A 24,549-nucleotide genomic window follows, 5' to 3' on the forward strand; every position below is an offset into this window, starting at 1 on the left:
TGCGGGTCCGACCCGCACCGCGCCTCCCGTCCGTCCCCGTCCCGTGCGCGCCGACCGCCACGAGACTCGGGCTCAGCGACGGTCCTCGCGCCGCCGACCGCGAGAACCGTCGGTGAGGACGAGACTCGGGGGCCGCTGCAGCGGAGCCGCGGACGGGTCAGCGCGGGATGACCGAGAACATGAACCGCTTCCGGATCATGTACCAGACGAGCAGGATCAGGGCTGTGTGGGCAGCGAAGCCCACCCAGCCGTTGAACCAGTCGACGCCCGGGATCGAGGCGATGGCCAGCGCGAAGAAGACCTGCCAGACGAACACGTACAGGCTGGCCTGGCCGATGGGGATCCACAGCCACCCGATGACGGCGTTGATCGGCTTCCAGAACACGGTGAGGATCGCGTAGGACACGATCGCGAAGAACGCGATGTCCACCAGACGCCCCCACTGCAGGTCGACGCGCTGGTAGGCCGTGTTGTACAGGTCGTCGTACATCGACGCCGGGAAGGGCGTCGGGGTGAACCCGAAGTGGTCCCCCGCCCAGACGTAGACCAGGAACAGCGCGTACCCGGTGACGCCGATGCCGATCAGCACCTTGCCGAGCCGACCGGTGAGCGCGCCGATGACCTGCCGGCGGTAGTAGCCGAGCACGAGCCCGTGGGTGAACACGACCTGCCAGGTGAGCAACGGGAACACCGACTCGAACTGCGAGTTCAGCGGCCGGAGCTCGGGTACCAGGGCCTGGAGCACGTACAGACCCCAGCTCACCACGAGCAGCGTCCACCAGAAGCCCCGCTTGATCACCCACATGCACAGCGGGATGAACAGGCTGAGCACCACGAAGAGGCCCATGATGTTGAACGGCCACGGCCCCATCTCGAGCAGCAGGAACTGCCGGATCGCGTACCACGGCGGCGGGTAGGACAGCAGCTGCATCGCGTTCGGGTACAGGTCGTAGACGCGACCCTCGGCGCCGACGCCCCCGGTGCCGGTCCCCCGGTCGGTGAAGGTCGTGATCGCGTCCGTGTTCAGGAACGGCACGAAGCTCAGCGCGAAGACCACCAGGATCACCGCCAGGGTGACGAGGTACTGCTTCCGCGCCCGCTTCCACGCCCCCACGGCCGCGACCCACTCGCCGAACTTCTTGATCGCGAACGGGTAGGTCATGCCGAGCACCATGCCGGACAGGAACACGAACATCTCGGCGCCGGTGATGGCACCCGTGGCGTGCAGTGTGATGTACGAGTAGGGCCCGCCGATCTCGATGTGCGTGATCACCACCGCCAGGATGATGAACCCGCGGAACAGGTCGAGGCGCAGGTCGCGGCCGGGCTTGCCGTCGTCGGGGTACCGCCAGCTCGGCAGCAGCCGTCCGACGAGCCCGCTCAGCAGGAAGGCCGCTGCGAGGCCGAAGGCGCACCAGACGATCCACGCCATCTGGTCACCGCCGGTGTCGTACTGCTGGCTGATCGCGGCGGCGCCGTCCTGCGGGGTGACCCGGTCGGTGACCGGACCACCCTCGAAGCGGTCCGTCGCCTGCAGGTCGGCGCGGAACGACCCGGCGATGCCTGGGACGGCGGTGTTGCGCCAGTCGGCGACGCGGTTGTCGGCCTCGGGTTCACGACGGTTCGTCTCGAGGAAGGTGACGCCGCGCACCTCGGGTCGGTCCTGCACGGCGGCGAACACCTGCCGCCACCAGGAGCGCTTGACCTCGAGTTGGCTGTCGCCGTCGAGCGAGTGGTCGTACAGCGCGCCGGTGTCGAGCAGCATCGGGCGGTCCTCGCCCTGGGCGAACCGCTCGGTGAACGTCCCCTCGGACTGCCGCTCCTGGTACCCCCAGGTCTCGTCGAAGCGCGCCTCGACCTCACCGGCGCTCGGAGCCTCGTTCGTCGTCAGCGGGACGTCGCGGCCGGCGGCCTCGGTCGACTTCCCCTTGCCGAAGAAGAACATCGACAGGCCGACCCAGTCGACGCTCGACGCACCGGGCCAGTACGGCCCGTACGGGTCGTCTGCTGCGTCGAGTCGCCCGTCGCCGTTCGTGTCGGCCTTGGCGACGTCGACGGCGGAGAGGTCCTCGAGTCGTCCCGCGGACTCCCCGAAGGGGTAGCCGGCGCCGTACGACGGCGACCACACCATCGCTGCATCGGAGTCGCCACGGTGCACGACTCCGGCGAAGGCGCGGAAGGCGCTGACGTAGGCGGTCGGCTGCTGCCCCCAGCGGACCCACGTTCCGTTCATCTGCGGTGCGAACCGGACGAGCACCTGGGTGTCGTACTGGGCGTGCGCCTCCTCGAACAGACGGTTCGCGGCGCGCGCGTCGTCACGGCTCAGGGACCCGAGCGGCTGCGTCGGGGTGAGCGTCACGACCAGCACGGCACCCCGTGCGGCGGCGGCGCGGGTCGCGCGGTCGTACTGTTCGCGGGCCGTACGGTCGAAGGGGTAGTCGAGCTCGACGCCGTACATCGACGGGTCGGCGCCGAGCCGTCCGGCGTAGCCGTCCGGGGCGTCCGGCCCCCAGTCGAGGTCGGGTCCGTACCAGGCCAGGCCGTCGGCCGGCAGCAGGCCGGCACCCGTCCGGGAGGCGCTGGTCGCCGTACCGGGTGCGGTCGCCGGGGACGTGGGCGCCGGTGAGGACGTCGGGTCCGGTGACGCCGTCGGGTCCGGTGACGACGTGGCCGCGCCGGTCGACGTCGCCGCCGACGCGGGGAGGGCTCCCCCGAGCAGCAGCATCCCCACGACGACGAGGAACGCGACGGCCTTCGCCAGGGCGCCCCTCACCGGTTGCACGCCAGCGTCCAGATGTTGCGGCCGCCGGTGTGCTCGTGCTCCAGGCGATCGAGGGCGGCGAGCGCGAGGGCCAGGCCTCGACCGCTCTCCTCGTCGGGGTCGGCCATGGTCACGGCGGACAGGTCGACGTCCGCGGGGCGCCCGTTGTCGGTGAGCACCGCGACGAGCTCGGCGTCCGTGGCGGAGAGCTCCACGGTGTACCCGCGGCCGGCCTCGACGTCCGTGCGACGGGTGTGCTCGACGATGTTCGCGGCGATCTCGGCCAGGGCGGTCTCGAGCGAGAAGCGGAGCCGCGCGTCGTCGATGCCCAGGGTGTCCCACCAGGCACCGAACCGGTCCTGCACGACGTCGAGCGACTCGGTGACCGCCGGGACGTCGAAGGTCAACTGGTGGTCGGTCACAGGGGGCCTCCTGCCGTCGAGGACACGTGTTCGGACTGCGGCGTCCCCGCGTCCGGTCCGCGGTAGAGCACGGCGCGGACGACGATGCTGAAGATGAACAGGTCGAAGACCACCCACGCGGTGTTCACGAGCGGCGCGATGCCGTCCGCCTGGCCGGTCGCGTACCGGATCGCGATCACCACGAGCGCGGCGACGAGCGCACCCATCGCGTACAGCTGGGGCTTCACGAGGTCCCACCGCGGTCGCTGGTCGGACTCGTCCTTGACCTTCGGCGTCACGCGGAAGCCCAGTGGCTTGCCGCGGAACACGTTCTCGAACGCGCTCGTCACCGACTCGATCCAGACGGGGAACAGCGCGAGCGAGTACTGCTGCCCACGCCACGTGGGTCTCCCGGCGGCCACCACCCAGAACAGCAGCTGGTTGAGCACGAGGAACGGGATGAGCCGCACGAAGAAGTCGACGCTGTAGGCCTGCACGGGCACGACGCCGAACGACAGGCAGAGCACCGGGGCCGCGATGTACACGACCGCCGCGAAGCCCGACAGGTAGCTCCACATCGTCGAGAAGTACATGAGCCGCTGCCCCCACGACAGACCCTTCTGCACGAGGGGGTTCTCGCGGAAGAACACCTGCATGGTGCCCTGCGCCCAGCGCAGCCGCTGCACGAGCATGGTCGGCAGGTCCTCCGGCGCGAGCCCCTTCGCGAGGATCTCGTCGTGGTACGCGGACTTCCAGCCGAGGCCGTGCAGGCGCATCGCGGTCGCCATGTCCTCGGTCACGGAGATCGTGGCCAGCGGCATGATCGGCTGGGCCTCGTCGTCCCGGTTGACGTCGAGTGCGCGGGCGAGCACCGCGATCGACTCGATGGCGGCGACGGGCGAGGCGTCACGACGACCGAGCACGTCGAGCGCTGCGTCGTCGAGACCGGCGAAGGTGTCCGCCTCGGTCGACATCGCCGCGAGCTCCTGCAGGTCACGGCGGACGGACTCGAGGTCGGCGGCGGCGAAGCGGTAGGCGATCGCGTCGATGCCGCGCTGGAAGTCGTAGGTGACGTCACCGAGCGGCTCGCCGCGGTCGATCTGCTCCCGCGCCCGCTCGACGACCTCCTCCGCGTTGTCGAGCGCCTCGAGCACGCGCGGGTCGGTCTCGGTCTCCCGCGCCCGGGCGAGCAGCTTCCGCGCGGTCTTGACGGTGCGCTCGACGGACTCCTCGACCTCGCGCACGTACCGGGTGACGCCGAGCTGCATGAGCGCCTCGCGCCGGAGGATCGCGTTCGAGCCGCAGAAGAACGCGGCGTTCCAACCGTCCTTCGACTGCTGGATCGGCCCGTAGAACAGCGGGGCCTGGCTCCCGAGCAGGTCGGCCTCCGGCACGTTCTCGAACCACTGCGGCGTCTGCACGAGCGCCATCCGCTCGTCCTTGAAGTAGCCGAGGGTCCGGTCGAGGATCGACGGCTCGGGCACCTGGTCGGCGTCGAGGATGAGCAGGAACTCGCCCTGGGTGGCGAGCAGCGCGTTGTTGAGGTTGCCGGCCTTGGCGTGGCGCGGACGGTCGACCCAATCGGCACCACGCGTGATGACACCGATGCCGAGCGACTCGGCAGCGGCGCGCATCTCCGGACGGTTCCCGTCGTCGAGGATCCACGTCTGGTGCGGGTGCGTGATCGCCTTCGCCGCACGGGCGGTGCGGACCACCAGGTCGACCGGTTCGTTGTACGTCGTGATGAAGACGTCGACGGTGACGTCACCGGCGGGCTTCGTCGGCGGCTCCCCGCGCTCGCGGAGCCGCCACGCCCCGAAGGCGAACAGCAGCGAGTCGATCACGCTGTAGGTCTCGGCGAGGATCAGCGGCACCGCGATCCACCACGAGTGCCAGTTCACCGACGCGGCCCACCGCCAGACGATGTAGTTCACGCCGGCGATCGATGCGAGCAGTGCGACGGTGCGCACGGTCACGAGCCGCCTGGTCGCGGTGCCGTTGGTGAGTCGGCGACGGTCCTGACGGCTGACGTCGAGCGCGGTCATCGGCGTCCTTCCTGCTGCAGCCGGCCGACGCTGGGTGAGTGCGCCGTACCGCCTTGTCTACCGCAGGCAGGGCACGCCTGTCAGCCCGCCGCCCCGTTCGGGTGGTGAGATCGCCTCAACGGGACTCGGTGAGCCCCAGGTCGTGCGCCAGGCGGACGATCACCTCGTCGAAGTAGGCCGCCGGGTCGGTCACCGAACCGACCGCGTGCCCGAAGAGCTCGAACGACAGGACGCCGAACACGGTCGTCCAGGCCATCAGGGTCCGCAGGACGACCTCGGCCGACGGGTCGTCGTGGAAGCCGCGCGCCCGTGTGTAGGCGACCGCGTCGGCGACGGCACCGGGCGCCCCGGGTCGTGAGCCGATCGACGGACCGGCACCGAGCCTCCAGTCCGGCGGCAGCTCCGACCCGGCGACGTCCGCCCATGCGTCGGTGACCACGCGGACGAGCACGTGGGTCGTCCGCGAGGCGGGCTCCACCGTGTCCTGGGGCGCGACGTACCCGGGGACGGGCGAGCCGTACAGGAGCGCGAAGTCGCCGGGGTGTCCGATCGCCCACCGTCGGACGGCGCGGCACGCGGCGACCCACCGGCCGACGTGGTCGGCGCGGTCGACGGGCGCCTCCGCCGCCTCGACTGCGGCGCCGAGCTCGTCGTAGTCGAGCACGAGCAGCGCGGTGAGCAGGTCGTCACGGCTCGGGAAGTACCGGTAGACGGCGGAGGACACCAGGCCGACGTCGCGCGCGACGGCGCGCAGGCTCAACTGCGCCGGCCCCTCCTCGGTGAGGCGGGCGCGTGCGGCCGCCAGGATGCTCGCGTGCACGGCCTCGCGGGCCCGGGACCGCGCGGTCCTCGCCTGTTCCACCATCCCTCCAGCGTGCCACGGGAGAGCACCGCACACAAACGAGAGCACCGCTCTTGCAATTCGGTCGGAGGGCCTGCATGATGACTTCCGAGAGCAGTGCTCTCCAGAACCCAGGAGGAACCATGTCAGGTCACCACGTCGTCGTCGGTGCCGGCCCCGTCGGCCGTCACACCGCAGCCCTGCTGTCCGAGCGCGGCGACGAGGTCGTCGTCGTCACCCGCTCCGGACGCGACACCGGACTGCCCGGCGTCCGGCACGTCGGGCTCGACGCCGCCGACGCGGACGCGCTGACAGCAGTGGCCGACGGCGCGGCGGCGCTGGTCAACTGCGCCAACCCGGGCGACTACACGCAGTGGGAGCGTGTGTGGCCGCCGCTGGCGTCCTCGCTCCTCACCACCGCCGAGCGGACCGGTGCCGTGTACGCGATCACCGGCAACCTGTACCCGTACGGCCCGGTCGACGGCCCGATGCACGCCGACCTTCCCGATGCCGCGACCGACCACAAGGGCGTCCTGCGCGCGCGGATGTGGGCGGACGCCCTGGCCGCGCACGAAGCCGGACGCATCCGCACGGTCGAGGTCCGCGGCTCGGACTACGTCGGCCCGGGCGCCGGGGCCAACGGGCACGTCACCCGCGTGCTCCCGGCCGCGCTGCGCGGGAAGCCCGTCACCGTGATCGGCCGGTCCGACCAGCCGCACTCCTACACCGACGTCGGCGACGTCGCGCGGCTCCTCGTCGCCGCCGTGGACGACGAGCGGTCACACGGCCGGACCTGGATCGTCCCGACCAACGCGCCGCGGACCCAGGAACAGGTCCTCACCGAGATGCTCCGGACGGCCGGCCGCCCTGCCGTCCGCGTCCGATCGCTGCCGATCGGTCTGGTCCGCAGCATCGGCGCGGTGGTCCCGTTCATGCGGGAGGTCGCGCAGCTCGGGTACCAGTGGTCGGCGCCCTACGTCGTCGACGACGCGGCGACGCGAGCGCACTTCGGCTTCGGTCCGACGCCGTGGGACGAGGTCTGCCGCCGCACGGTGGACGGACTGACCGCCTGAGCGGACCGGCCTGGAGGCGCGACCCACCCCACGGGGACGGCGCACTCCCGACCCGTGGCCGGTCCCGCGGCCGGGCCCGGCCCGACGTCAGCGCTGGCTGACGCCGGTGCCGGCTGACGCCGGTGCTGGCTGACCTCAGTGGCGCGGCTTGCGTGCCGGACGGTCGTCGTCGTAGCGGGGACGGTCGTCGCGTCGGTCGTCGCGGCGCGGACGGTCGTCGTCGCGGCGGGGCGCGCGCGGACCGCGGTCGTCACGGTCGTACCGACGAGCACCACCGCGGCGGTCCGGCTTGATCTCGATGAGCTTCCCGCTGATCCGGGTGTCCGACAGGCGGTCGAGCACACCGGGGTCCATGCTCTCGGGCAGCTCCACGATCGAGAAGTCCGGCCGGATCTGGATCGCGCCGAAGTCGTCGCGGCGCAGGCCGCCCTCGTTCGCGAGCGCGCCGACGATCTGGCGCGGCTCGACCCGGTGGCGACGCCCGACCTCGATGCGGTAGGCGGTCATCGGCTGCGACCGGCGCGGCCCGCGGTCCTCACGGCCGCCGCGGTCGTCGTCCCGGTCACGGCGGTCACCACGACGGCCGTCGCGGTCGACCTGGTTGCGGAGCTGGTCGTCGGACGGGTCGAGCAGCAGCGGTGAGTCACCCTGCGCCACGACCGCGAGCGCGGCCGAGACGTCCTCTGCCGGGACGTCGTGGTTGCGGACGTAGTGCGCGATGACGTCGCGGAACTTCTCGATGCGGTCCTGCTGCTCGAGCGCCGCCGTGATCGCGTCGTCGAACCGGCTCAGGCGCGTCTCGTTGACGTCGTCGACCGTGGGCAGCTGCATCTGCGTGAGCGGCTGCTTCGTGTGGCGCTCGATGGCCGAGAGCAGACGGCGCTCGCGCGGGGTGACGAAGCTGATCGAGTCACCCTTGCGGCCCGCGCGACCGGTGCGGCCGATGCGGTGGACGTAGGACTCGATGTCGACGGGGATGTCGAAGTTCACGACGTGGGTGATGCGGTCGACGTCGAGGCCACGGGCGGCGACGTCGGTGGCGACGAGGATGTCGAGCTTGCCGGACTTCAGCTGGTTGACCGTGCGCTCGCGCTGCGCCTGGGCGACGTCACCGCTGATGGCGGCTGCGGCGTACCCGCGGGCGCGGAGCTTCTCGGCCAGGGTCTCGGTCTCGCTCTTCGTGCGGACGAAGATGATCATGCCCTCGAAGTCCTCGACCTCGAGGATGCGGGTGAGCGCGTCGACCTTCTGGGGGTACGACACCATGAGGTAGCGCTGCGTGATGTTCGCGGCGGTCTTCGTCTTGGTCTTGACCGTGATCTCGGACGGGTCGGTCAGGTACTGCTGCGAGATGCGGCGGATCTGCGCGGGCATCGTCGCCGAGAACAGTGCGACCTGCTTGTCGTCCGGCGTCTCGGCCAGGATCGTCTCGACGTCCTCGGCGAAGCCCATCTTGAGCATCTCGTCGGCCTCGTCGAGCACGAGGTACTTCAGCGCGGACAGGTCGAGCGTGCCCTTCGCGATGTGGTCCATGATGCGGCCGGGCGTGCCGACCACGACGTCGACGCCACGGCGCAGTGCCGACAGCTGCACGCCGTACGCCTGGCCGCCGTAGACGGGCAGGACGTGCACGTGCTTCATGTGCGACGCGAACTGCTCGAACGCCTCGCACACCTGCAGCGCGAGCTCACGGGTCGGCGACAGCACGAGGGCCTGGGGCACCTTGCTGCCCGCCTCCATGCGGGACAGGATCGGCAGCGCGAACGCCGCGGTCTTGCCGGTACCGGTCTGGGCGAGGCCGACGACGTCGCGCCCCTCGAGCAGCGTCGGGATGGTCGCCTCCTGGATGGCGGAGGGGGTCTCGTAGCCGATGTCCTTGACGGCCTTGAGCACCGCGTCGCTCAGGCCGAGGTCGGCGAAGGTCACCACGGGCCCCTCGTCGGTGGTCTCGGTGGCGGTGTCGGTGTCCGTGCTCATGGGGAAACGGTACCTCGGACGGCGGACGTCCGCTGACGCCGCCAGGTGCGCTGTGGACGGACGGGAGGCCCGTGGCGGGCCCGCCACGGGCCTCCCGTCCGTCCGCATTTAGTTGCAATGCGGAACCATCGGATGTATCGTTGCGCGGTCTGCAAAGTTACACAGTACGAAAAAGGAGTTCGATGACCGCCACCGCACCCGTCTCGGTGCAGCCCGGCCGCCACGGCGCCGGGCCCGACGCGGCACCCGGAGTGTCCGGCGCACCCGGCCAGCAGCCGCTCATGACGCACCGCCAGATCCTCCTCGTGATCTACGGCCTGATGGCGGGCATGTTCCTGTCGTCCCTCGGCCAGACGGTGTTCGGCACGGCGATTCGCACCATCGGCGACGACCTGCACGGTCTCGACCAGCAGGCGTGGGTGACCACGGCCTACCTGATCACCTCGACGATCGCGACGCCGATCTACGGCAAGCTCTCCGACATCTTCGGCCGCCGGCCGCTCTACATCTTCGGCATCGTCGTGTTCATCCTCGGCGCCGTGCTGTCCTCGATGTCCACCTCGATGCTCATGCTCGCGGCCTTCCGCGCCGTGCAGGGCATCGGTGCGGGCGCGCTCATGTCGCTCCCGCTCGCGATCATGGGCGACATCCTCGCCCCGCGCGAGCGCGCCAAGTACCAGGGGTACTTCCTCGCCGTGTTCGGCATCTCGTCCGTCATCGGCCCGCTCATCGGTGGTCTGCTCGCCGGTTCCTCGGAGATCCTCTGGATCACCGGGTGGCGCTGGGTGCTCCTCATCAACGTCCCGATCGGCGTCGCCGCGCTCATCATGGTGATCGTCTTCCTGCACCTGCCGAAGGTGCACGGCACGGGCGACAAGCCGAAGGTCGACTGGTGGGGCGCCACGGCGGTCATCGTCACGCTCGTCCCGCTGCTGCTCGTCGCCGAGCAGGGCCGCACCTGGGGCTGGGGCTCCCCCGCGGCGATCGCCAGCTACGTGATCGGCGTCCTCGGGCTCGTCGCGCTGCTGCTCGTCGAGTCGAAGATGGGCGACGCGGCGATCATCCCGCTCAAGCTCTTCCGCTCGGGCACCTTCTCGATGGCGACCGTCATCGGCTTCCTGGTCGGCTTCGCGATGTTCGGCGCCATGCTGACCATCCCGCTCTACCTGCAGATCGTCGTCGGCCTGACCCCGACCGAGTCCGGCTTCGCCACGCTGCCGCTCGTCGGTGGGCTGATGATCGCCTCGATCACCTCCGGTCAGATCGTCGCTCGCATCGGCCGCTACCGGATCTTCCCGGTCATCGGCACCTTCCTGGTGTCGGCCGGCTACGTCGTCCTGACCTTCATGACGATCGACAAGCCGCTCTGGTTCCTCATGATCGGCATGTTCCTGATCGGGCTCGGGCTCGGTTCGGTCATGCAGTCGCTGACCCTGGCGTCCCAGGGCTCGGTCGAGGCCCGGGACATGGGCGTCGCCACCTCGTCGGCCACGTTCTTCCGCCAGATCGGCGGCACCCTCGGCACCGCCGTCCTCCTGTCGATCCTGTTCTCGGTGATGCCGAACAACATCCTGACGGCGACCGCGAACCAGGCCGACCTGAAGCCGGCGCTGTCAGCGGCACTCGACCCGTCCGTCGCCGGCAAGCCGGCGAACCAGGGCGCGATCGAGAAGATCTGGGCCCCGATCACCACCCCGCTCCAGCAGACCGTGCAGTCGCAGCTGGACGACGCGTCGACGCAGGCGAAGCAGGCGGCCGACCAGGCCGTCACGCAGCAGGTCACCGCAGCCGTGCAGCAGCGGGTCGCAGCCGGCGCCGTGCCCGCAGCCGCGGCGCAGGGCGTCATCGACCAGCAGGTCGCGGCGGCCACCCCGGCAGCCGAGTCCGCAGCCCTCGAGGCCGTGGCCGACCAGGCCCACGCCCGCGTGCAGGACGGTACCGTGTCGGTCGACTGGTCGAACGCCTCGCAGCGGTCGTACTGGGTGGACGAGCTCACGCCGGCCCTGGCGAAGAAGATCGACGACGGCGCCAGCTCGGACTCCGCGGCGACCAGCACGAACGACACCTCGTTCCTCACCGGTGCCGACAGCCGCCTCACGCGGCCGTTCATGGCGGGCTTCAACGCCTCGTCCGTCACGATCTACTGGGTCGGACTCGGCGTGATCCTGCTCGCCTTCGTGCTCACCTGGTTCTTCCGGGTGCCGCCGCTGCGCCAGCGCTCGGCCCTGCAGGAGCAGCACGATGCCGCCAACGGGTCGTCGTCCGACGAGGCATCCCCCGAGGCCGAGCTCGAGGCCCGCGCCGGGCTCGCAGCAGCCGAGGCCGGATCGTTCACCGGACCGATGACCGGCTCCACGCCGACCCAGCGCCGGTGACCCTCGGCCGCCCGCACCCCACCCGGGGCGCGGGCGGCCTCCCCGTGCCGGGCACGACCGGCACACACGACCCGGGCCACCGCTGGACACGGTGGCCGCCCAGCACCACAGGAGTGCACGTGAGCACCACAGCAGCACCGGAGCCGACCACCGCGCCGTGCACGTTGCGCGAGCGGAAGAAGCAGCAGACCCGGCAGGCGCTCCACGACGCCGCCCTGACGCTCGTGTCCGAGCACGGTCTCGACGGCGTCACCGTCGAGCAGATCTGCAGCGACGCCGACGTCTCCCCGCGGACGTTCTTCAACTACTTCACTTCGAAGGCGCACGCTGCCCTCGGTCTCGACACCGTCGAGGTGCCGGAGTGGGCGGCGACGCGGTTCGCCGAGGCGGACGGCCGGCTCGTGGACGACCTCTGCGTCCTGATCGCTGCGACCGTCCCGCTCTCCCAGGACCGCCGCCGGATGAAGGAGCTCCTGGTACTCCGGCCGGAGATGGCACCGATGGTGATGCAGTGGATGGCCGAGTCGCGGCAGTCACTCCTCGCCACGGTGTCGTCGCGCACCGACGAGCAGACCGCCCGCACTGCTGTCGGACTCGTGCTGTCGGCCCTGTCCGAGGTCGCGCACCGCGACACCGTCGGGGACAGCGACGAACTCGCGGCGAAGCTCCGGGCCGTCGTCGCCGAGATGGGCGCGATCGCCGCGGGCTGACCGAGGTCGACCGGCCCGCCTGCTCAGGGCGGACCCGGGCTCAGAGTGACCTCGCGAACGCCTCGAGCGCGGCAGCGGCGGCATGAGCACGAGCGACGTCGGTGTCGCTCACCGAGCGCGCGTTGTACTCGGCCTTGTTCTTGACCGCGAGCAGCACCTCGAGATGTCGCGCGACGGCGCTCCCCGCCGCTGATCGCAGTACGGGGACGGCCTCGTCGTGCGCCCCGGATCGCGAGTACCGTCCGGTCCGCGCGACGCAGATCGCATCGGCCGAGGCGATGCCGCTCAGCACGCACTGCACGACGAATGCGTCGGCGTAGGTGGACGCAGCAGTCAGGACCCCCGCGTCTCCCCCGATCTCCCGCAGGACCTCCGCCGCCTCGAGGAACGACGATGCCTTCCGCAGGCGACCACGCCGGAAGGCATCGTCCCCGACGGCGGTGGTGCCCGTGCGCGGAGTCATCCAGCCAGGGTACGGAGGCTCCTGGCCAGCCATCGACCATCACCTGCGATGACAACGCCCTCCGCCGCCACCGACGCCAACAGCTCGTCCTGCGGGTCGAGATCTCCTTCGTCGAACAGCACGGCATGGGTCGCGTTCCCCGTCCAGCGCCGCACCCGATCGCACAGGTCGTGGACGAGCGGTTCGGCCACTTCGCGACGACCGTCGACCACGATGAAGCAGAGATCCAGGTCGCTGTCCGAGCGCATGTCGCCGCGGGCGCCCGAACCGAAGAGCGCAGCGAACCGCAGCGGGATCTCGGCACAGCCGTCCCGCAACCGCCGCAGCAACTCCTCGCGTTGACGGGCCAGGGCCACGATCGCGTCTGCCGCGAGGTGGTCGGTGTTGAGCACGAATGTCTTGGTCCGACCCACACGGCTCCCGAGCAGTACCCCCTGCTCGACCAGACGATCCGCGGCGTTCCGGACACCCGCGTAGGAGCGGCCACCGATCGCGTCGACGATCTCCCGCAGGGTGACGGGTCGACCAGCGCGGACGACGGCGGACAGGAGATCGCCGTCCACGGTCGGCGTGACCGTTCGCATCGTCTCCTGCAGCTGCATCGATCCTCCAGGTAGAAAACTACCGATGTCGGTGAAATCCTACCAGCGCACTGTGCGAGCGCTCCAGGATCGGGAGCGCACCCCTGGCCGCCCGGACGCTGCGGCGGTAGCGTCGGCTCATGGACGGCACCGCACCGACCCCGTACCTCTTCCTCCCCGGCACCGCCCGCACCGCGCTCGCCCGCTGGCAGCAGGTCTTCGGCGGCGAGGTCCGGACCACCTCGTACCAGGACGCCGGGCGCGACGACGGGCCACCGCAGGCCGTGGCGCACGGCGAACTCGTCGGCTCCGTCCGGCTCTTCGCCGCCGACGCCGGTCGGGACGACGCCCCCTTCGCGGCCTCCGGCCTGCTGCTCGCACTGCTCGGCACCGCCGACCCCGGCGTCCTCCGCCGGTGGTTCACCGACCTGGCGACGGACGGTACGGTCGTCGACGACCTGCAGGAACGGCCGTGGGGCGACTGGGACGGCACGGTGCGTGACACCTTCGGCGTCTCGTGGCTGATCGGCTTCGAAGGCTCCGCCCTCGACACCACGGACTGAGCCGGGTCAGCCCTCCGCGTGCTGGTCGGACCCGAGCGGGAGCAGCGGCGCCCAGAACGCGTCCGGCCCGTCGGCGACGACGGCGTCGGACTCGAAGCGGAACCCGTAGCCCCGCACGAAGTCGAGCGCCGCGGCCTGCTCGTCCTCGGCATCGTCGGACGCCGCGTCGAACAGGTACACGCCGTGGCCCATCCGGACCCCGGAGTCGCTGATCACGGTCAGGTCCCAACGGCCCTCCTCCGCGCGTTCGATCCGGACGACGGCGGCCTGTGCAGCGGTGAAGTCAGCCATGCAGCGGATCCTACGGACCAGCACCAGGGCGCACTCAGGGTCCCCGAACTGGGGGAATCCTCAGGCGGCTCTCGAAATGAATCCACGCTCAGGTTCTTGCGAGAATGAGCGAATGACAACACCCGAGCCGCAGGGAGCCGGCATGTCACAGACGCCTCCCCCGTTCCCCACCCAGGACCCGAATGGTCCGCCCGTCCCGCCGCCCTACGGAAGCGGACCCGCTCCTCGCCGTGCAGCCGGCCTGGCGATCGCCGCACTCGTCGTGGGCATCGTCGCGTTCCTCACCGGTCTCGTACCGGTCTTCGGCGCCCTCGTGGGCATCACTGCGGTCGTGCTCGCGATCCTCGCGCTCCGGAAGCAGCAGTCGAAGGGACTCGCCGTGACCGGCTTGGTGCTCGGCGCGCTCGCGACGCTGTCCTCGATCGGCACCGCGGCGGGTATCGGCGCGCTCGTCAACTCGGACGAGGTCCGGTCGGCCGCCGTCGTGACATCGAGCCCTGCTCCGATCGCGGACGCGGCCGACGACGCGAGCGAGGCCGCCGGAGACGAGAGCAGCGCTCCGAGCGAGGCAGCGTCCGAGGCTGCCCCCGAACAGCCCGCCGTCCCCGTCGAGTACGCCTCAGCGCTGGTCAAGGCCGAGAGCTACTCCGAGATGATGCACATGAGCAAGGCCGGCATCTACGACCAGCTCACGAGCGAGTACGGCGAGCAGTTCACTGCCGAGGCAGCCCAGTACGCGGTCGACACGATCGACGCCGACTGGAACGCGAACGCCCTCGCCAAGGCGAAGGACTACCAGGCGAACATGGCGATGTCCCCCGCCGCCATCCACGACCAGCTCACGAGCGAGTACGGCGAGCAGTTCCTGCCCGCCGAGGCCGACTGGGCGATCGCGCACCTCAACGACTGACCGGACACGACACGACGTGAGGCCCTGCCGATTCCGGTAGGGCCTCACGTCGTGTCGTGGGAGCCGTCCGGCACGCCGTACCCTGACCGCATGGACACCCCGCTGCCGTCCGGCACGACGAAGCGCCGGATCACCCTCGACCTCGGGCGTCCCCGGCTGACCTGGGGTGCCCGGCCGACGGTGACGATCGACGGCGTCGGGCACCCCGCCCAGTGGGGCACGGGGACGTGGGCGGTCGCCGAGGACGGCTCCACCACGATCGGGGTCTCCTGCTTCAACCGCCTGTGGCGCTTCGGCACCGCCAGCAGCACGGTCGGCGACGCCGACGGCTTCGCCTACCGCAGCGGGGCGCTGCCGATGGGCGCCGGCAGGCTGACCGCCCGACGCACGGCGGACTGAGCAAGGAGGCGGTCGGGCGCCGGGGACCGCTCCAGTAGGGTGAGCGACATGTCAGTCGGGTTGCTCGCCGTGGTGGACGACATCCTCTCCGCGGCCCTCAAGGCCAGCGCGAAGACCGCGGGGGTCGTGATCGACGACGCCGCGGTCACACCGCAGTACGTGCAGGGACTGCAACCGGCCCGTGAGCTCCCGGTCGTCGGACGCATCGCGCTCGGCAGCCTGTTCAACAAGTTCGTCATCATCATCCCGCTCGCGCTGCTGCTGTCGGCGTTCGCCCCGTGGGTGCTGCCGTGGCTGCTCGTCATCGGCGGCACGTACCTGTGCTTCGAGGGCGCCGAGAAGGTGACCGAGTGGTTCGGCGTGCACCACGAGACCGCCGGCGACGCGCAGCCCACCACGGAGCCCAAGCTCGTCTTCGGCGCGGTCCGCACCGACCTCATCCTGAGCACCGAGATCATGCTCATCGCGCTGTCGAGCCTCGACACCGGGCTCGTCTTCTGGCCGAAGGTCGGTGCCCTCGCGCTGATCGGGCTCGGGATGACGGCCCTGGTCTACGGCGCCGTCGCACTCCTGGTGAAGGTCGACGACATCGGGCTGCAGATGATGAAGAACGACTCGCGGCGGACCCGCCGTGCGGGTGCGCGGATCGTGCGCGCGATGCCGACGGTGTTCCGCGTCATCAGCATCGTGGGGACGGTCGCGATGCTCTGGGTCGGTGGGCACCTGGTGATCGCGAACCTGGCGGAGACGTTCTGGGCCGGACCGTACGAGCTGCTGCACGCGGTCGAGCACGCGGTCGAGGCGACCGGTCCGGTCGTCACGTGGATCGTCGACACCGCCGTGTCGGCCGTGTTCGGACTCGTGCTCGGCATGGTCGTCGTCGGCGTCGTGCTCGGCGTCGGCCGGCTGCGCGGTCGCTCGCACTGACCGCCGGGTCCGCCCGCGGGCGTCGTGGGGACGGCGGCGGCCTCAGTCCTCGTCGTCCGTGGCGGTCGCCCACTGGTGCCAGGCCTCGAGCTGCGCCTGCGCGCTGCCGAGCGCACTGTGGGAGCCGCGGACCGTGCCGTCCTGCGAGACGAGCTCGTACTGTCGGCCGTGGGTGATCCGCGCGACCGGGCGGCCGTCGGCCCAGGCCGACCAGGAGTCGTCGCCGTCCTGCTGCCAGGTGAGGTCGTTCCGGTGTGCCATGGGTGCGGCTTCCGCTCGGTGCCGCAGGAGCCCGGGTGGCGGAACGACCCGTCGGACGCTACGCCGTCCGCCTGGACGGTCGTCAGAGCTCGACGTCGCTGCCCATCGTCACCGTGCGCTGTGCCGGCAGGCCGAACCGTGCCGCAGGATCGGCGGCGTTGTGGGCCAGGCCGACGAAGAGCTTCTTGCGCCAGCGCGCCATGCCACGGTTGCCCGGCTGCGGCCGGAGCGCACCGCGGGAGATGAAGTACGACGCCTTCGCGATCTCGTCCGGGTCGATGTCGAGCACCTCGGCCAGGCAGGCTGCGTGCAGGGCCCGCGGCAGGTCCTGGTCGTCCGAGAACCCGAACTTCACCGTGATGTGGTCGATGCCGTCGTCCTCGTAGCCGAGGTCGTCGCGGAAGAACGCCTTCGCGTGCGGCACGTGCGGCACGTTCGCCGTGAGCACCGAGACGATGAGCACGGTCCGGTGCACCACGTGGTTGTGCTCGACGTTCGCGCGGAGCGCCAGCGGGGTCGTCTCCTTGTTCGGGTGCGGGAAGATCGCGACCCCCTCGACCCGCGGGATGTGCTTCGTGTTGATGCGCTCGATGAAGTCGGCCAGCGACCCCTCGCGTTCCTTGCGTTCCTCCTGCACGAGCTGGCGACCGCGGCGCCAGGTGGTCATCAGCGTGATCACCGCGAGGGCGATGAGCAGCGGGACCCAGCCGCCGTGCACGATCTTCGACAGGTTGCCGGCCAGGAAGGTCAGCTCGAGGCCACCGAAGACGACGGCAGCCAGCACGAGCTTCCACGTCGCCCAGTGCCAGAGCGGCTTGACCACCAGGAGCAGCAGCAGCGTGTCCACGACGAGCGCGCCGGTCACGGACACCCCGTAGGCGGTCGCCAGGCTGGCCGACGACCGGAAGGCGAGCATGATCGCGAGCACGCCGATGAAGAGCAGCAGGTTGACGGCCGGCAGGTAGATCTGGCCGCCCTCTTCGCGCGAGGTCTGCCGGATCGTGAGCGGCGGCAGCAGCCCGAGCTGGATCGCCTGGCGCGTGAGCGAGAAGGCACCGGAGATGACCGCCTGGCTCGCGATCACCGTCGCCATCGTCGCCAGCACGACGACCGGGATCTGGAGCGCGTCCGGGAACAGCAGGAAGAACGGGTCCTTCGCCGCTGAGGGGTCCTCGAGCACGAGCGACGCCTGGCCCAGGTAGTTCAGCACGAGCGCCGGGAACACCACGAAGAACCAGGCGCGCAGGATCGGCGGACGGCCGAAGTGGCCCATGTCCGCGTAGAGCGCCTCGGCTCCGGTGATGACGAGGACGACGGCACCCATCGCCACGAAGGTGATGTACGGGTGGGCGACGAGGAAGGTGATCGCCCACGTCGGCGACAGACCCTGCAGGACACCGGGGTGCGCGACGATGTGCGGCACCCCGGCGACGGCGATGACGACGAACCAGAGCAGCATCACCGGTCCGAACAGGTTGCCGACCTTGCCGGTACCGAACCGCTGGACCAGGAACAGCAGCACCAGGATGACGGCCGCGATCGGCACGATGAGGTGCTCGAGCGACGGCGCCGCGGTCGACAGGCCCTCGACCGCGGAGAGGACCGAGACGGCCGGTGTGATGACCGAGTCGCCGTAGAACAGCGAGACGCCGATGATGCCGATGACCAGGAAGACCGTCGCGCCCCCACGACGCTTCGCGTACAGGCGCCGAGCCAGTGCGGCGAGCGCCATCACGCCGCCCTCGCCGTCGTTGTCGGCGCGCATGAGCACGAGCACGTACTTGATCGACACGACGATCGTGACGCTCCAGAACATGATCGAGATGACGCCGTAGACGTCCTCCTGGTTCGCCTTGACGATGCCGCCGTCGATGGTGAACACCGTCCGGAGGGCGTACAGCGGGCTGGTGCCGATGTCACCGAAGACGACGCCGAGCGCGGCCAGGGCGAGGGCGGCGACGCTCTTCGCGGGGCCGTGCGAGGGGTCGTCGACGGTGTCGCTCGTCGGCGCCGGGGAGCGGGTGTCGGTCACGCTCGTCACTTCCGTCGGGGTCGTCCGGGCGACGGCCGCGGATCATCCTTGCACCGCTCGCGCCCCGGTGTTCTCGGCGGACACCCATCCGAGCTCGAGTGTGCGGAGACCGGCTGTCGTGCAGGACTCGTACCCCGGCCCCTCGACGCGTACAGGAACCGCGTCCTACCGTTCGGGGCGACGCGAGCGCGGACGTCCCGCGCGCGGAAGGAGTGCACCATGGACCTCGACGGGTTCGAGCCGGCCCAGCTGATCGTCTTCGTGATCGCGGTGGTGCTCGTCTTCGGTGGCCTGCTGGCCAGCCGACGACGCCGCTGAGCCGTCACCGACCTGCCGCCGTGAGCGGCTGACGGACGGGAGGCGCGGGACCGACGGGTGACGCGCCTCCCGTCCGTCGGTGGGTACCGGGGTGCGGTCTCAGGCCGCCAGGTCGAGCAGCACGTCGTGCGCCACGCGCGCTGCGCGCGCCGACGCGTCGTCGAGGTGCTCGCGGAACTCGTCCCCGTCGGGGGCGCAGAGGTCGCTGATCCCCCGGATCGACAGGAACGGCATGTCGTGCACGTGGGCGAACTGGGCGATCGCGGCGGACTCCATGTCCACGGCCGCGACCGCCGGGAAGACCTCGCGCAGGGCGCGGGCGCGGCCCTCGGTCACGAAGACCTCACTCGACCCGATCGTGGCTGACCGGATGCGGTACGGCGTCCGCGCGGCGGCGGCGCGGGCGAGCATGCGCGGGTCGGGTGCGTACTGCGGCGGCATCCCCGGGACCTGCCCGAGCGCGTAGCCGAACGCCGTCGCGTCCGCGTTGATGTTCACGTAGTGCTCGCCGACGACGACGTCGCCGATCTCGATGCCGCGCATGAGCCCGCCGGCGGTCCCGACGCTGAGCACCGGGACGGCGCCGAAGTCGTGGTAGCAGTGCGCCGTGGCGGCCGTCGCGTTCGTGAAGCCGATGCCGCTGCGCCGGAGGGCGACCACCGCGCCGTCGACGTCGAGCAGGTGGTGCTCGTCGTGTCCACCCACCGGTCCGTCGTCGATGACGACGCCGCCCAGCAGGGTGGCGACGGCGGAGAGTTCCTCGGTCATCGCGGCGATGACGACGGCGACGGGCGTTGCTCGGGAGTGCACCGACCGATCCTCGCACGGAGCGGCTCGGCTCCCGTGCACGAGTGCGGTCATGCGGTGGAGGACGGCCCGGCCGCTGACCCGGAGGCGGGCAGGGACACCTCGACGACGAGGCCACCCTCCGGCCGCGCGGAGACGTCGAGCGTGCCGCCGTGCGAGGTCACGATCGCCGCGACGATCGCCAGACCGAGGCCGGCGCCGGCGTCGTCCTCGCGCCGCCGCGACGCCACCCGTTGGAACGGCTCGGTGAGGGTCGGGAGGACCTCGACCGGGACGACGGCACCGGGGTTCTCGACCACGACGACGGACGCGCCGTGCCGGGTGCCGGTCGTCACGCGCACCCAGCCGTCGCACCCCGGGCCGACGTTGTGGACGACGGCGTTCTGCAGGAGGTTCGTCACGAGCTGGAGCAGCAGGGACGTCGAACCGGTGGTCCACGCCGTCGCCGTGGCGGGCTCGACGTCGATGCCCCGCGCCTCGGCGAGGGGCAGGACGGTCTCGACGGCCTCCTCCGCGAGGAGCGACAGGTCCACCCGCGCGCGGTCCGGGAGCTCCCGACCGGCCCGTGCGAGCACCAGCAGCGCCTCGGTCAGGTCGACCGCCCGCTCGTTCACCACCCGCAACCGTTCGAGGACCCCCGCCGGGTCACGGTCCGGCTCGCGGGCGGCGACCTCGAGCAACGCGCGCGTCGTGGCCAGCGGCGTGCGCAGCTCGTGCGACGCGTTCGCCGCGAAGCGCTGCTGCTCCGCCACGTACGCTCCGAGCCGCCCGACCATGCCGTCGAACGCGTCGGCGAGGTCGCGGAACTCGTCGCGTCGCCCCGGGAGCGCGATGCGGTGCGCGAGGGACCCCGCGGCGACGTGTCGCGTCGCAGCGGTGATCCGGTCGAGCGGCGCGAGCACCCTCCCCGCGAGGAACCACCCGCCGACCAGTCCCACGACCACGAGTCCGACGGACACCGCCGTGGCCGGGGGGAGGAACGCACGGACCAGGTCGGAACGGTCCGGGACGTGACCGCCGGTCGACTCGAGGTTCCCGACCGGGACGTACCGCAGGAGGAACACCCAGACGACGGCGAGGATCAGCGCTCCGGTGAGCACCACCACCCCCGCGTAGCTGAGGGCGAGTCGCACCCGCACGCTGGCGCCTCGGCGACGGTCGGTCACGAGCCGCCGTCCGTCACGCGGTCGGCACGCGGTCCGTCGGTGTCGATGCGGTAGCCCACGCCCGGCACGGTGGCGATCACCCACGGCTCCCCCAGACGCTTGCGGAGCGCCGACACCGTGATCCGGACGGCGTTCGTGAAGGGGTCCGCGTTCTCGTCCCAGGCGCGTTCGAGCAGCTGTTCGGCGCTCACCACACCGCCACCGGCGCGGACGAGGACCTCGAGCACGGCGAACTGCTTGCGGGTGAGGGCGACGTGGTGCCCGTCCCGGAAGACCTCGCGCCGGAACGGGTCGACACGCAGCCCCGCCGCCTCGAGGACCGGTGGGCGGTGCTCACCGCTCCGTCGTGCCAGCGCGCGGACGCGGAGCACGAGCTCACGCAGTGCGAACGGCTTCGTCAGGTAGTCGTCGGCGCCGACGGCGAAGCCGGAGACCTTGTCGTCGAGGCGGTCGGCAGCGGTCAGCATGAGCACCGGGACGCCGGCGTCGGTCGCGACCAGGTGCGCGGCGACCTCGTCACCGGTCGGCCCGGGGACGTCCCGGTCGAGCACCGCGACGTCGTAGCGGTTCAGCGCGAGGAGTTCGAGCGCTGCGTCCCCGTCAGGCGCGACGTCGGCCGCGATGGCCTCGAGGCGGAAGCCGTCGCGGACGGCCTCGGCGAGCAGGGGTTCGTCCTCGAGGATCAGCACACGCACGGCACCGATGCTAGGCGGCGGCACGTGTCGGGAGCGTATGCGGATCCGCATACGCTCCGACGACACGCTGCGCGCTGCACTGGTCGACATGCAGCACCGTTCCGCTCCTCCATCCGTCCCCGTCCCCGCGCGTCCGCGACGCACCGGCGCCGTCCTGGTCGTCGTCGTCCTCTCCCTCGTCGCAGCGGTCGCCGTCGCCCTCGTCGCGCTGTCCGCCGTCTCCGGCAGCCCGGGAACGTCCGGCCGCGCGCTGTGGCACCGGGTCGCCGGTGCCACAGCGAGCACCGCGGGCGACGGCACGGCCGACCCCGCGACCGGAGCCGCCGCAGGCGAGGTGCCGTCCGGTGCGTCGGTGTTCGACGACGACCTGCCCGCGGTCGCACGGCTGCAGCCGGACCTGCTCGACGCGGTCCGCCGCGCCGCCCGGGACGCCGACGACGACGGCGTGCGCTTCGTCGTGAACAGCGGCTGGCGCTCCCCTGCGCTCCAGGAACGACTCCTCGACGACGCGGTCGCCGAGTACGGCTCGCGACAGGAGGCGGCGCGTTGGGTCTCGACACCCGAGACGTCGCTGCACGTCCGCGGCGAGGCGATCGACATCGGCGACTGGGACGCGGCCACCTGGCTGCAGGACAACGGTGCTCGGTACGGGCTCTGCCAGGTGTACGACAACGAGGCGTGGCACTTCGAGCTCCGACCGGACGCCCCCGCCGACGGGTGCCCCCGCAAATACTGGGACCCGACCGACGACCCGCGGATGCAGCGGTGACCGCGCCCGGGTCGCGGCTGCTGGTCCACGACGACGCCATCCGCGCCAACACGGCCTTCTTCGCCACCCTGACGGGCGGACGGCTGATGGCGGTGCTCAAGGCCGACGGCTTCGGGCACGGGGCGGTCGCACGGTCCGTCCTGGAGGCCGGGGCGGGGTCCGTCGGTGTGACGAGCGTCGACGAGGCGCTCGCGGTCCGCGCCGAGGGCGTGCGCGCACCGGTGCTGAGCTGGCTCAACCCGCCGGACGCGGACTTCGCTGCGGCGGTGGGCGCCGACGTCGCGCTCGCGGTCGCCGACCCCGCGGTCCTGGTCGCCGTCCTGGCGGCGGCGCGCACCGTCGGCCGCGCAGCGATGGTGCACCTGCACGTCGACGTCGGCATGGCCCGCGAAGGGGGTGCGCCCGCCGACTGGGCGGCGCTGTGCTCGCTGGCGCGCGAAGCCGAGGGCACCGGTGCGGTCCGGGTCGTCGGCGTGATGGGGCACATGTCCTCGGCGGACCGACCCGAGGACGACCAGAACCGCCGCGAGCGCCTGTTGTTCGAGAACGCGGTCCGGACCGCCCGTCGCCGCGGACTGACCCCGGCCACGGTGCACCTCGCGGCCACCGCCGCCACCCTGACCGGCGTCGGTGAGGGGTTCGACCTGCACCGGATCGGTGCCGGACTCTTCGGCATCGATCCCTCGGGGACCACCGACCGCCTCCGACCGGCGCTGTCGCTGACCACCGCGGTCGTCTCCTCGCGCTCGGTGCAGGCGGGCACCCGCATCGGCTACGGCGGGACGAGCACGACCGTGGCCCCGACCAACCTGGCGCTGCTGCCGCTCGGCTACGGCGACGGCCTGCCCCGCGCTGCCTCGGGCCGGGCCGAGGTCCTGGTCCGCGGCCGCCGGTGTCCCGTCGTCGGGCGGTTCTCGATGGACAGCGTCGTCGTCGACACCGGACCCGAACGCACGGCCCCGGGGGAACCCGTCACCGTGTTCGGCCCCGGCGACGGCGGCGAACCGACCGTCACCGAGTGGGCGACCTGGGCGGGGACGATCCCGCACGAGCTCGTCACGCGGATCGGCAGCCGTGTCGCCCGCGTGCACCGCACCAGCACCAGCACCAGCACCAGCAGCAGCAGCACCAGCAGCAGCGCCAGCACCCGCACCCGCACCCGCACCCGCACCGAGGAGCACCCGTGACCGACCGACCACACCGCCGCATCGCCGTCGTCGGCGGTGGCGCGAACGACGAGCACGACGTGTCACTGGCCTCCGCGGCGGCCGTCGTCGCGGCGCTCCGCACCGGTGGCCACACCGCCGTCCCGCTCACCGTCGGCCGCGACGGCACGTGGCACGACGAGGACGGGTCGCTCCTGTCCCCGGCCGACGCCGTCGCCCGGCTCACGTCCTGCGACGCGGCCTTCCCGCTGCTCCACGGCGAGCGCGGCGAGGACGGAGCCGTCGCCGGTCTGCTCGAGCTCGTCGGCGTGCCGGTCGTCGGGTCACCGGTCCGTGCCGGCGCCCTGGCGGCGGACAAGTGGGTGACGAAGACGATCGCCGGTGCGGTCGGCATCGCCTCCGCGCCTGCCGTCCGTGTCGACGTCGCGGTGTCAGCGGAGGAGGCCGCGGCGGCCGTCCCGTTCGCGCCCCCGCTCGTGGTGAAGCCGACGTCAGCAGGGTCGAGCAACGGCGTGACCCTGGTCCGTCGGCGCGACGACCTGGCGGCGGCGATCGACCACGCGCGGTCCGCCGGCAGCACGGTGCTCGTCGAGTCGTTCGTCGCGGGGCGGGAGGTCGACGTCGCGGTGTTCCGCGACCGGTCCGGCGTCCTGCGGAGCGGCGCGACCCTGGAGGTCGCCGTCGGCGACGGCGGGGTCTTCGACCGGGAGCAGAAGTACGGCGGCGCCGCCCCCTTCCGGGTCCCGGCGGACCTGTCGGTCGCCGAGCACGGAGCGGTCACCGGCGCCGCCGCCGTGCTCTACGACGTCCTGGGGTGTGCCGGGGCGGCGCGCTTCGACTTCTTCGTGACGGGCGACGGGGTCGTGCTGAACGAGGTGAACACCGCGCCGGGCTTCACCGAGCAGTCGCAGGTCCCGCGGATGTACGCGGCGGTGGGCGTCGGCTTCGTCGAGCTCGTCGACGAGCTGCTCGCCGCGGTGCTCGGATGACCCGGCGGCGGGCGGCGGGGTGTGCCGCC

The 24,549-nt window shown here is 71.7% G+C and carries 23 protein-coding genes; 10 read left to right on the forward strand and 13 right to left on the reverse strand.

What is annotated here, in order from left to right; all coding sequences use genetic code 11:
- Positions 1 to 157: 157 nt before the first annotated feature.
- The 4 genes from opgC to D8M35_RS01430 form a co-directional block, all read right to left on the reverse strand.
- Positions 158 to 2,782 carry an OpgC domain-containing protein gene (gene opgC, locus D8M35_RS01415; RefSeq protein WP_126890200.1) on the reverse strand — a complete coding sequence of 875 codons (2,625 nt, stop codon included), beginning with the start codon at positions 2,780 to 2,782 and terminating at the stop codon, positions 158 to 160.
- The gene (locus D8M35_RS01420) at positions 2,770 to 3,183 is read right to left on the reverse strand and encodes an ATP-binding protein (RefSeq protein ID WP_161972555.1); all 414 of its coding nucleotides are present in this window, start codon (positions 3,181 to 3,183) and stop codon (positions 2,770 to 2,772) included. The genes opgC and D8M35_RS01420 overlap by 13 nt, the downstream gene beginning before the upstream one ends.
- Entirely contained in the window at positions 3,180 to 5,207 is a 2,028-nt protein-coding gene (locus D8M35_RS01425) for a glycosyltransferase (RefSeq protein WP_238638048.1), read from the reverse strand. Before D8M35_RS01425 ends, D8M35_RS01420 begins: the two co-directional genes overlap by 4 nt.
- Before the next feature lie 115 nt (positions 5,208 to 5,322).
- Positions 5,323 to 6,072: a TetR/AcrR family transcriptional regulator gene (locus D8M35_RS01430; RefSeq protein ID WP_126890202.1), complete on the reverse strand. Its 750-nt coding sequence runs from the start codon at positions 6,070 to 6,072 to the stop codon at positions 5,323 to 5,325.
- 119 nt (positions 6,073 to 6,191) lie between these two features.
- Here D8M35_RS01430 and D8M35_RS01435 point away from each other — a divergent pair, with 119 nt between their 5' ends.
- Complete coding sequence (locus D8M35_RS01435) at positions 6,192 to 7,121, forward strand: NAD-dependent epimerase/dehydratase family protein (protein WP_126890203.1); 930 nt, start codon at positions 6,192 to 6,194, stop codon at positions 7,119 to 7,121.
- 135 nt (positions 7,122 to 7,256) lie between these two features.
- On the opposite strand, the gene D8M35_RS01440 is transcribed toward D8M35_RS01435, so the two are convergent.
- A complete protein-coding gene (locus D8M35_RS01440) occupies positions 7,257 to 9,098 on the reverse strand; it encodes a DEAD/DEAH box helicase (protein ID WP_126890204.1) in 1,842 nt (613 codons plus the stop codon).
- A 182-nt stretch (positions 9,099 to 9,280) separates the two neighbouring features.
- Here D8M35_RS01440 and D8M35_RS01445 point away from each other — a divergent pair, with 182 nt between their 5' ends.
- On the forward strand, positions 9,281 to 11,473 hold the full coding sequence (locus tag D8M35_RS01445) for an MDR family MFS transporter (RefSeq protein ID WP_126890205.1): 2,193 nt from the start codon (positions 9,281 to 9,283) through the stop codon (positions 11,471 to 11,473).
- A gap of 119 nt (positions 11,474 to 11,592) precedes the next feature.
- The gene (locus tag D8M35_RS01450; protein ID WP_126890206.1) at positions 11,593 to 12,183 is read left to right on the forward strand and encodes a TetR/AcrR family transcriptional regulator; all 591 of its coding nucleotides are present in this window, start codon (positions 11,593 to 11,595) and stop codon (positions 12,181 to 12,183) included.
- A gap of 40 nt (positions 12,184 to 12,223) precedes the next feature.
- Here the strand turns inward: D8M35_RS01450 and D8M35_RS01455 are convergent, their stop codons facing one another.
- Both D8M35_RS01455 and D8M35_RS01460 read right to left on the reverse strand, forming a co-directional pair.
- On the reverse strand, positions 12,224 to 12,646 hold the full coding sequence (locus D8M35_RS01455) for a hypothetical protein (RefSeq protein WP_126890207.1): 423 nt from the start codon (positions 12,644 to 12,646) through the stop codon (positions 12,224 to 12,226).
- Positions 12,643 to 13,248, reverse strand: coding sequence for a nucleotidyltransferase domain-containing protein (locus tag D8M35_RS01460; protein ID WP_126890208.1), 606 nt, complete (start codon positions 13,246 to 13,248; stop codon positions 12,643 to 12,645). The genes D8M35_RS01455 and D8M35_RS01460 overlap by 4 nt, the downstream gene beginning before the upstream one ends.
- 119 nt (positions 13,249 to 13,367) lie before the next feature.
- Here D8M35_RS01460 and D8M35_RS01465 point away from each other — a divergent pair, with 119 nt between their 5' ends.
- The gene (locus D8M35_RS01465) at positions 13,368 to 13,790 is read left to right on the forward strand and encodes a VOC family protein (protein WP_126890209.1); all 423 of its coding nucleotides are present in this window, start codon (positions 13,368 to 13,370) and stop codon (positions 13,788 to 13,790) included.
- Positions 13,791 to 13,796: 6 nt separating this feature from the next.
- On the opposite strand, the gene D8M35_RS01470 is transcribed toward D8M35_RS01465, so the two are convergent.
- On the reverse strand, positions 13,797 to 14,081 hold the full coding sequence (locus D8M35_RS01470) for a hypothetical protein (RefSeq protein ID WP_126890210.1): 285 nt from the start codon (positions 14,079 to 14,081) through the stop codon (positions 13,797 to 13,799).
- A 142-nt stretch (positions 14,082 to 14,223) separates the two neighbouring features.
- Between D8M35_RS01470 and D8M35_RS01475 the strand changes: the two genes are divergently transcribed.
- The 3 genes from D8M35_RS01475 to D8M35_RS01485 all read left to right on the forward strand — a co-directional run bounded on the left by D8M35_RS01475 (position 14,224) and on the right by D8M35_RS01485 (position 16,317).
- Positions 14,224 to 14,991 carry an Ltp family lipoprotein gene (locus tag D8M35_RS01475; protein WP_126890211.1) on the forward strand — a complete coding sequence of 256 codons (768 nt, stop codon included), beginning with the start codon at positions 14,224 to 14,226 and terminating at the stop codon, positions 14,989 to 14,991.
- A gap of 90 nt (positions 14,992 to 15,081) precedes the next feature.
- Positions 15,082 to 15,390 (forward strand): hypothetical protein, encoded by a 309-nt coding sequence (locus D8M35_RS01480; RefSeq protein WP_126890212.1) that lies wholly within the window; start codon positions 15,082 to 15,084, stop codon positions 15,388 to 15,390.
- Positions 15,391 to 15,438: 48 nt separating this feature from the next.
- Entirely contained in the window at positions 15,439 to 16,317 is an 879-nt protein-coding gene (locus D8M35_RS01485; RefSeq protein WP_126890213.1) for a DUF808 domain-containing protein, read from the forward strand.
- Positions 16,318 to 16,359: 42 nt separating this feature from the next.
- On the opposite strand, the gene D8M35_RS01490 is transcribed toward D8M35_RS01485, so the two are convergent.
- The 5 genes from D8M35_RS01490 to D8M35_RS01510 form a co-directional block, all read right to left on the reverse strand.
- Complete coding sequence (locus tag D8M35_RS01490) at positions 16,360 to 16,578, reverse strand: hypothetical protein (RefSeq protein ID WP_126890214.1); 219 nt, start codon at positions 16,576 to 16,578, stop codon at positions 16,360 to 16,362.
- A gap of 82 nt (positions 16,579 to 16,660) precedes the next feature.
- Positions 16,661 to 18,610 (reverse strand): potassium transporter Kup, encoded by a 1,950-nt coding sequence (locus tag D8M35_RS01495; protein WP_126890215.1) that lies wholly within the window; start codon positions 18,608 to 18,610, stop codon positions 16,661 to 16,663.
- Positions 18,611 to 19,027: 417 nt separating this feature from the next.
- Positions 19,028 to 19,738, reverse strand: coding sequence for a 5'-methylthioadenosine/S-adenosylhomocysteine nucleosidase (gene mtnN / locus D8M35_RS01500; RefSeq protein WP_161972556.1), 711 nt, complete (start codon positions 19,736 to 19,738; stop codon positions 19,028 to 19,030).
- 47 nt (positions 19,739 to 19,785) lie between these two features.
- Positions 19,786 to 20,874, reverse strand: a complete 1,089-nt coding sequence (locus tag D8M35_RS01505; protein ID WP_274542756.1) for a HAMP domain-containing sensor histidine kinase — start codon at positions 20,872 to 20,874, stop codon at positions 19,786 to 19,788.
- A 23-nt stretch (positions 20,875 to 20,897) separates the two neighbouring features.
- Positions 20,898 to 21,596: a response regulator transcription factor gene (locus D8M35_RS01510; RefSeq protein WP_126890218.1), complete on the reverse strand. Its 699-nt coding sequence runs from the start codon at positions 21,594 to 21,596 to the stop codon at positions 20,898 to 20,900.
- Positions 21,597 to 21,684: 88 nt separating this feature from the next.
- On the opposite strand from D8M35_RS01510, the gene D8M35_RS01515 reads away from it, so the two are divergent.
- Genes D8M35_RS01515 through D8M35_RS01525 form a run of 3 tightly spaced genes read left to right on the forward strand, consistent with a single transcriptional unit; the run spans position 21,685 to position 24,520 of the window.
- Positions 21,685 to 22,365 (forward strand): M15 family metallopeptidase, encoded by a 681-nt coding sequence (locus tag D8M35_RS01515; RefSeq protein ID WP_126890219.1) that lies wholly within the window; start codon positions 21,685 to 21,687, stop codon positions 22,363 to 22,365.
- Complete coding sequence (alr, locus tag D8M35_RS01520; RefSeq protein ID WP_238638049.1) at positions 22,362 to 23,552, forward strand: alanine racemase; 1,191 nt, start codon at positions 22,362 to 22,364, stop codon at positions 23,550 to 23,552. Before D8M35_RS01515 ends, alr begins: the two co-directional genes overlap by 4 nt.
- A complete protein-coding gene (locus D8M35_RS01525; protein WP_126890220.1) occupies positions 23,549 to 24,520 on the forward strand; it encodes an ATP-grasp domain-containing protein in 972 nt (323 codons plus the stop codon). The genes alr and D8M35_RS01525 overlap by 4 nt, the downstream gene beginning before the upstream one ends.
- Positions 24,521 to 24,549: the final 29 nt, after the last annotated feature.

This window comes from Curtobacterium sp. HSID17257 (assembly GCF_003989515.1).
GTDB lineage: Bacteria > Actinomycetota > Actinomycetes > Actinomycetales > Microbacteriaceae > Curtobacterium.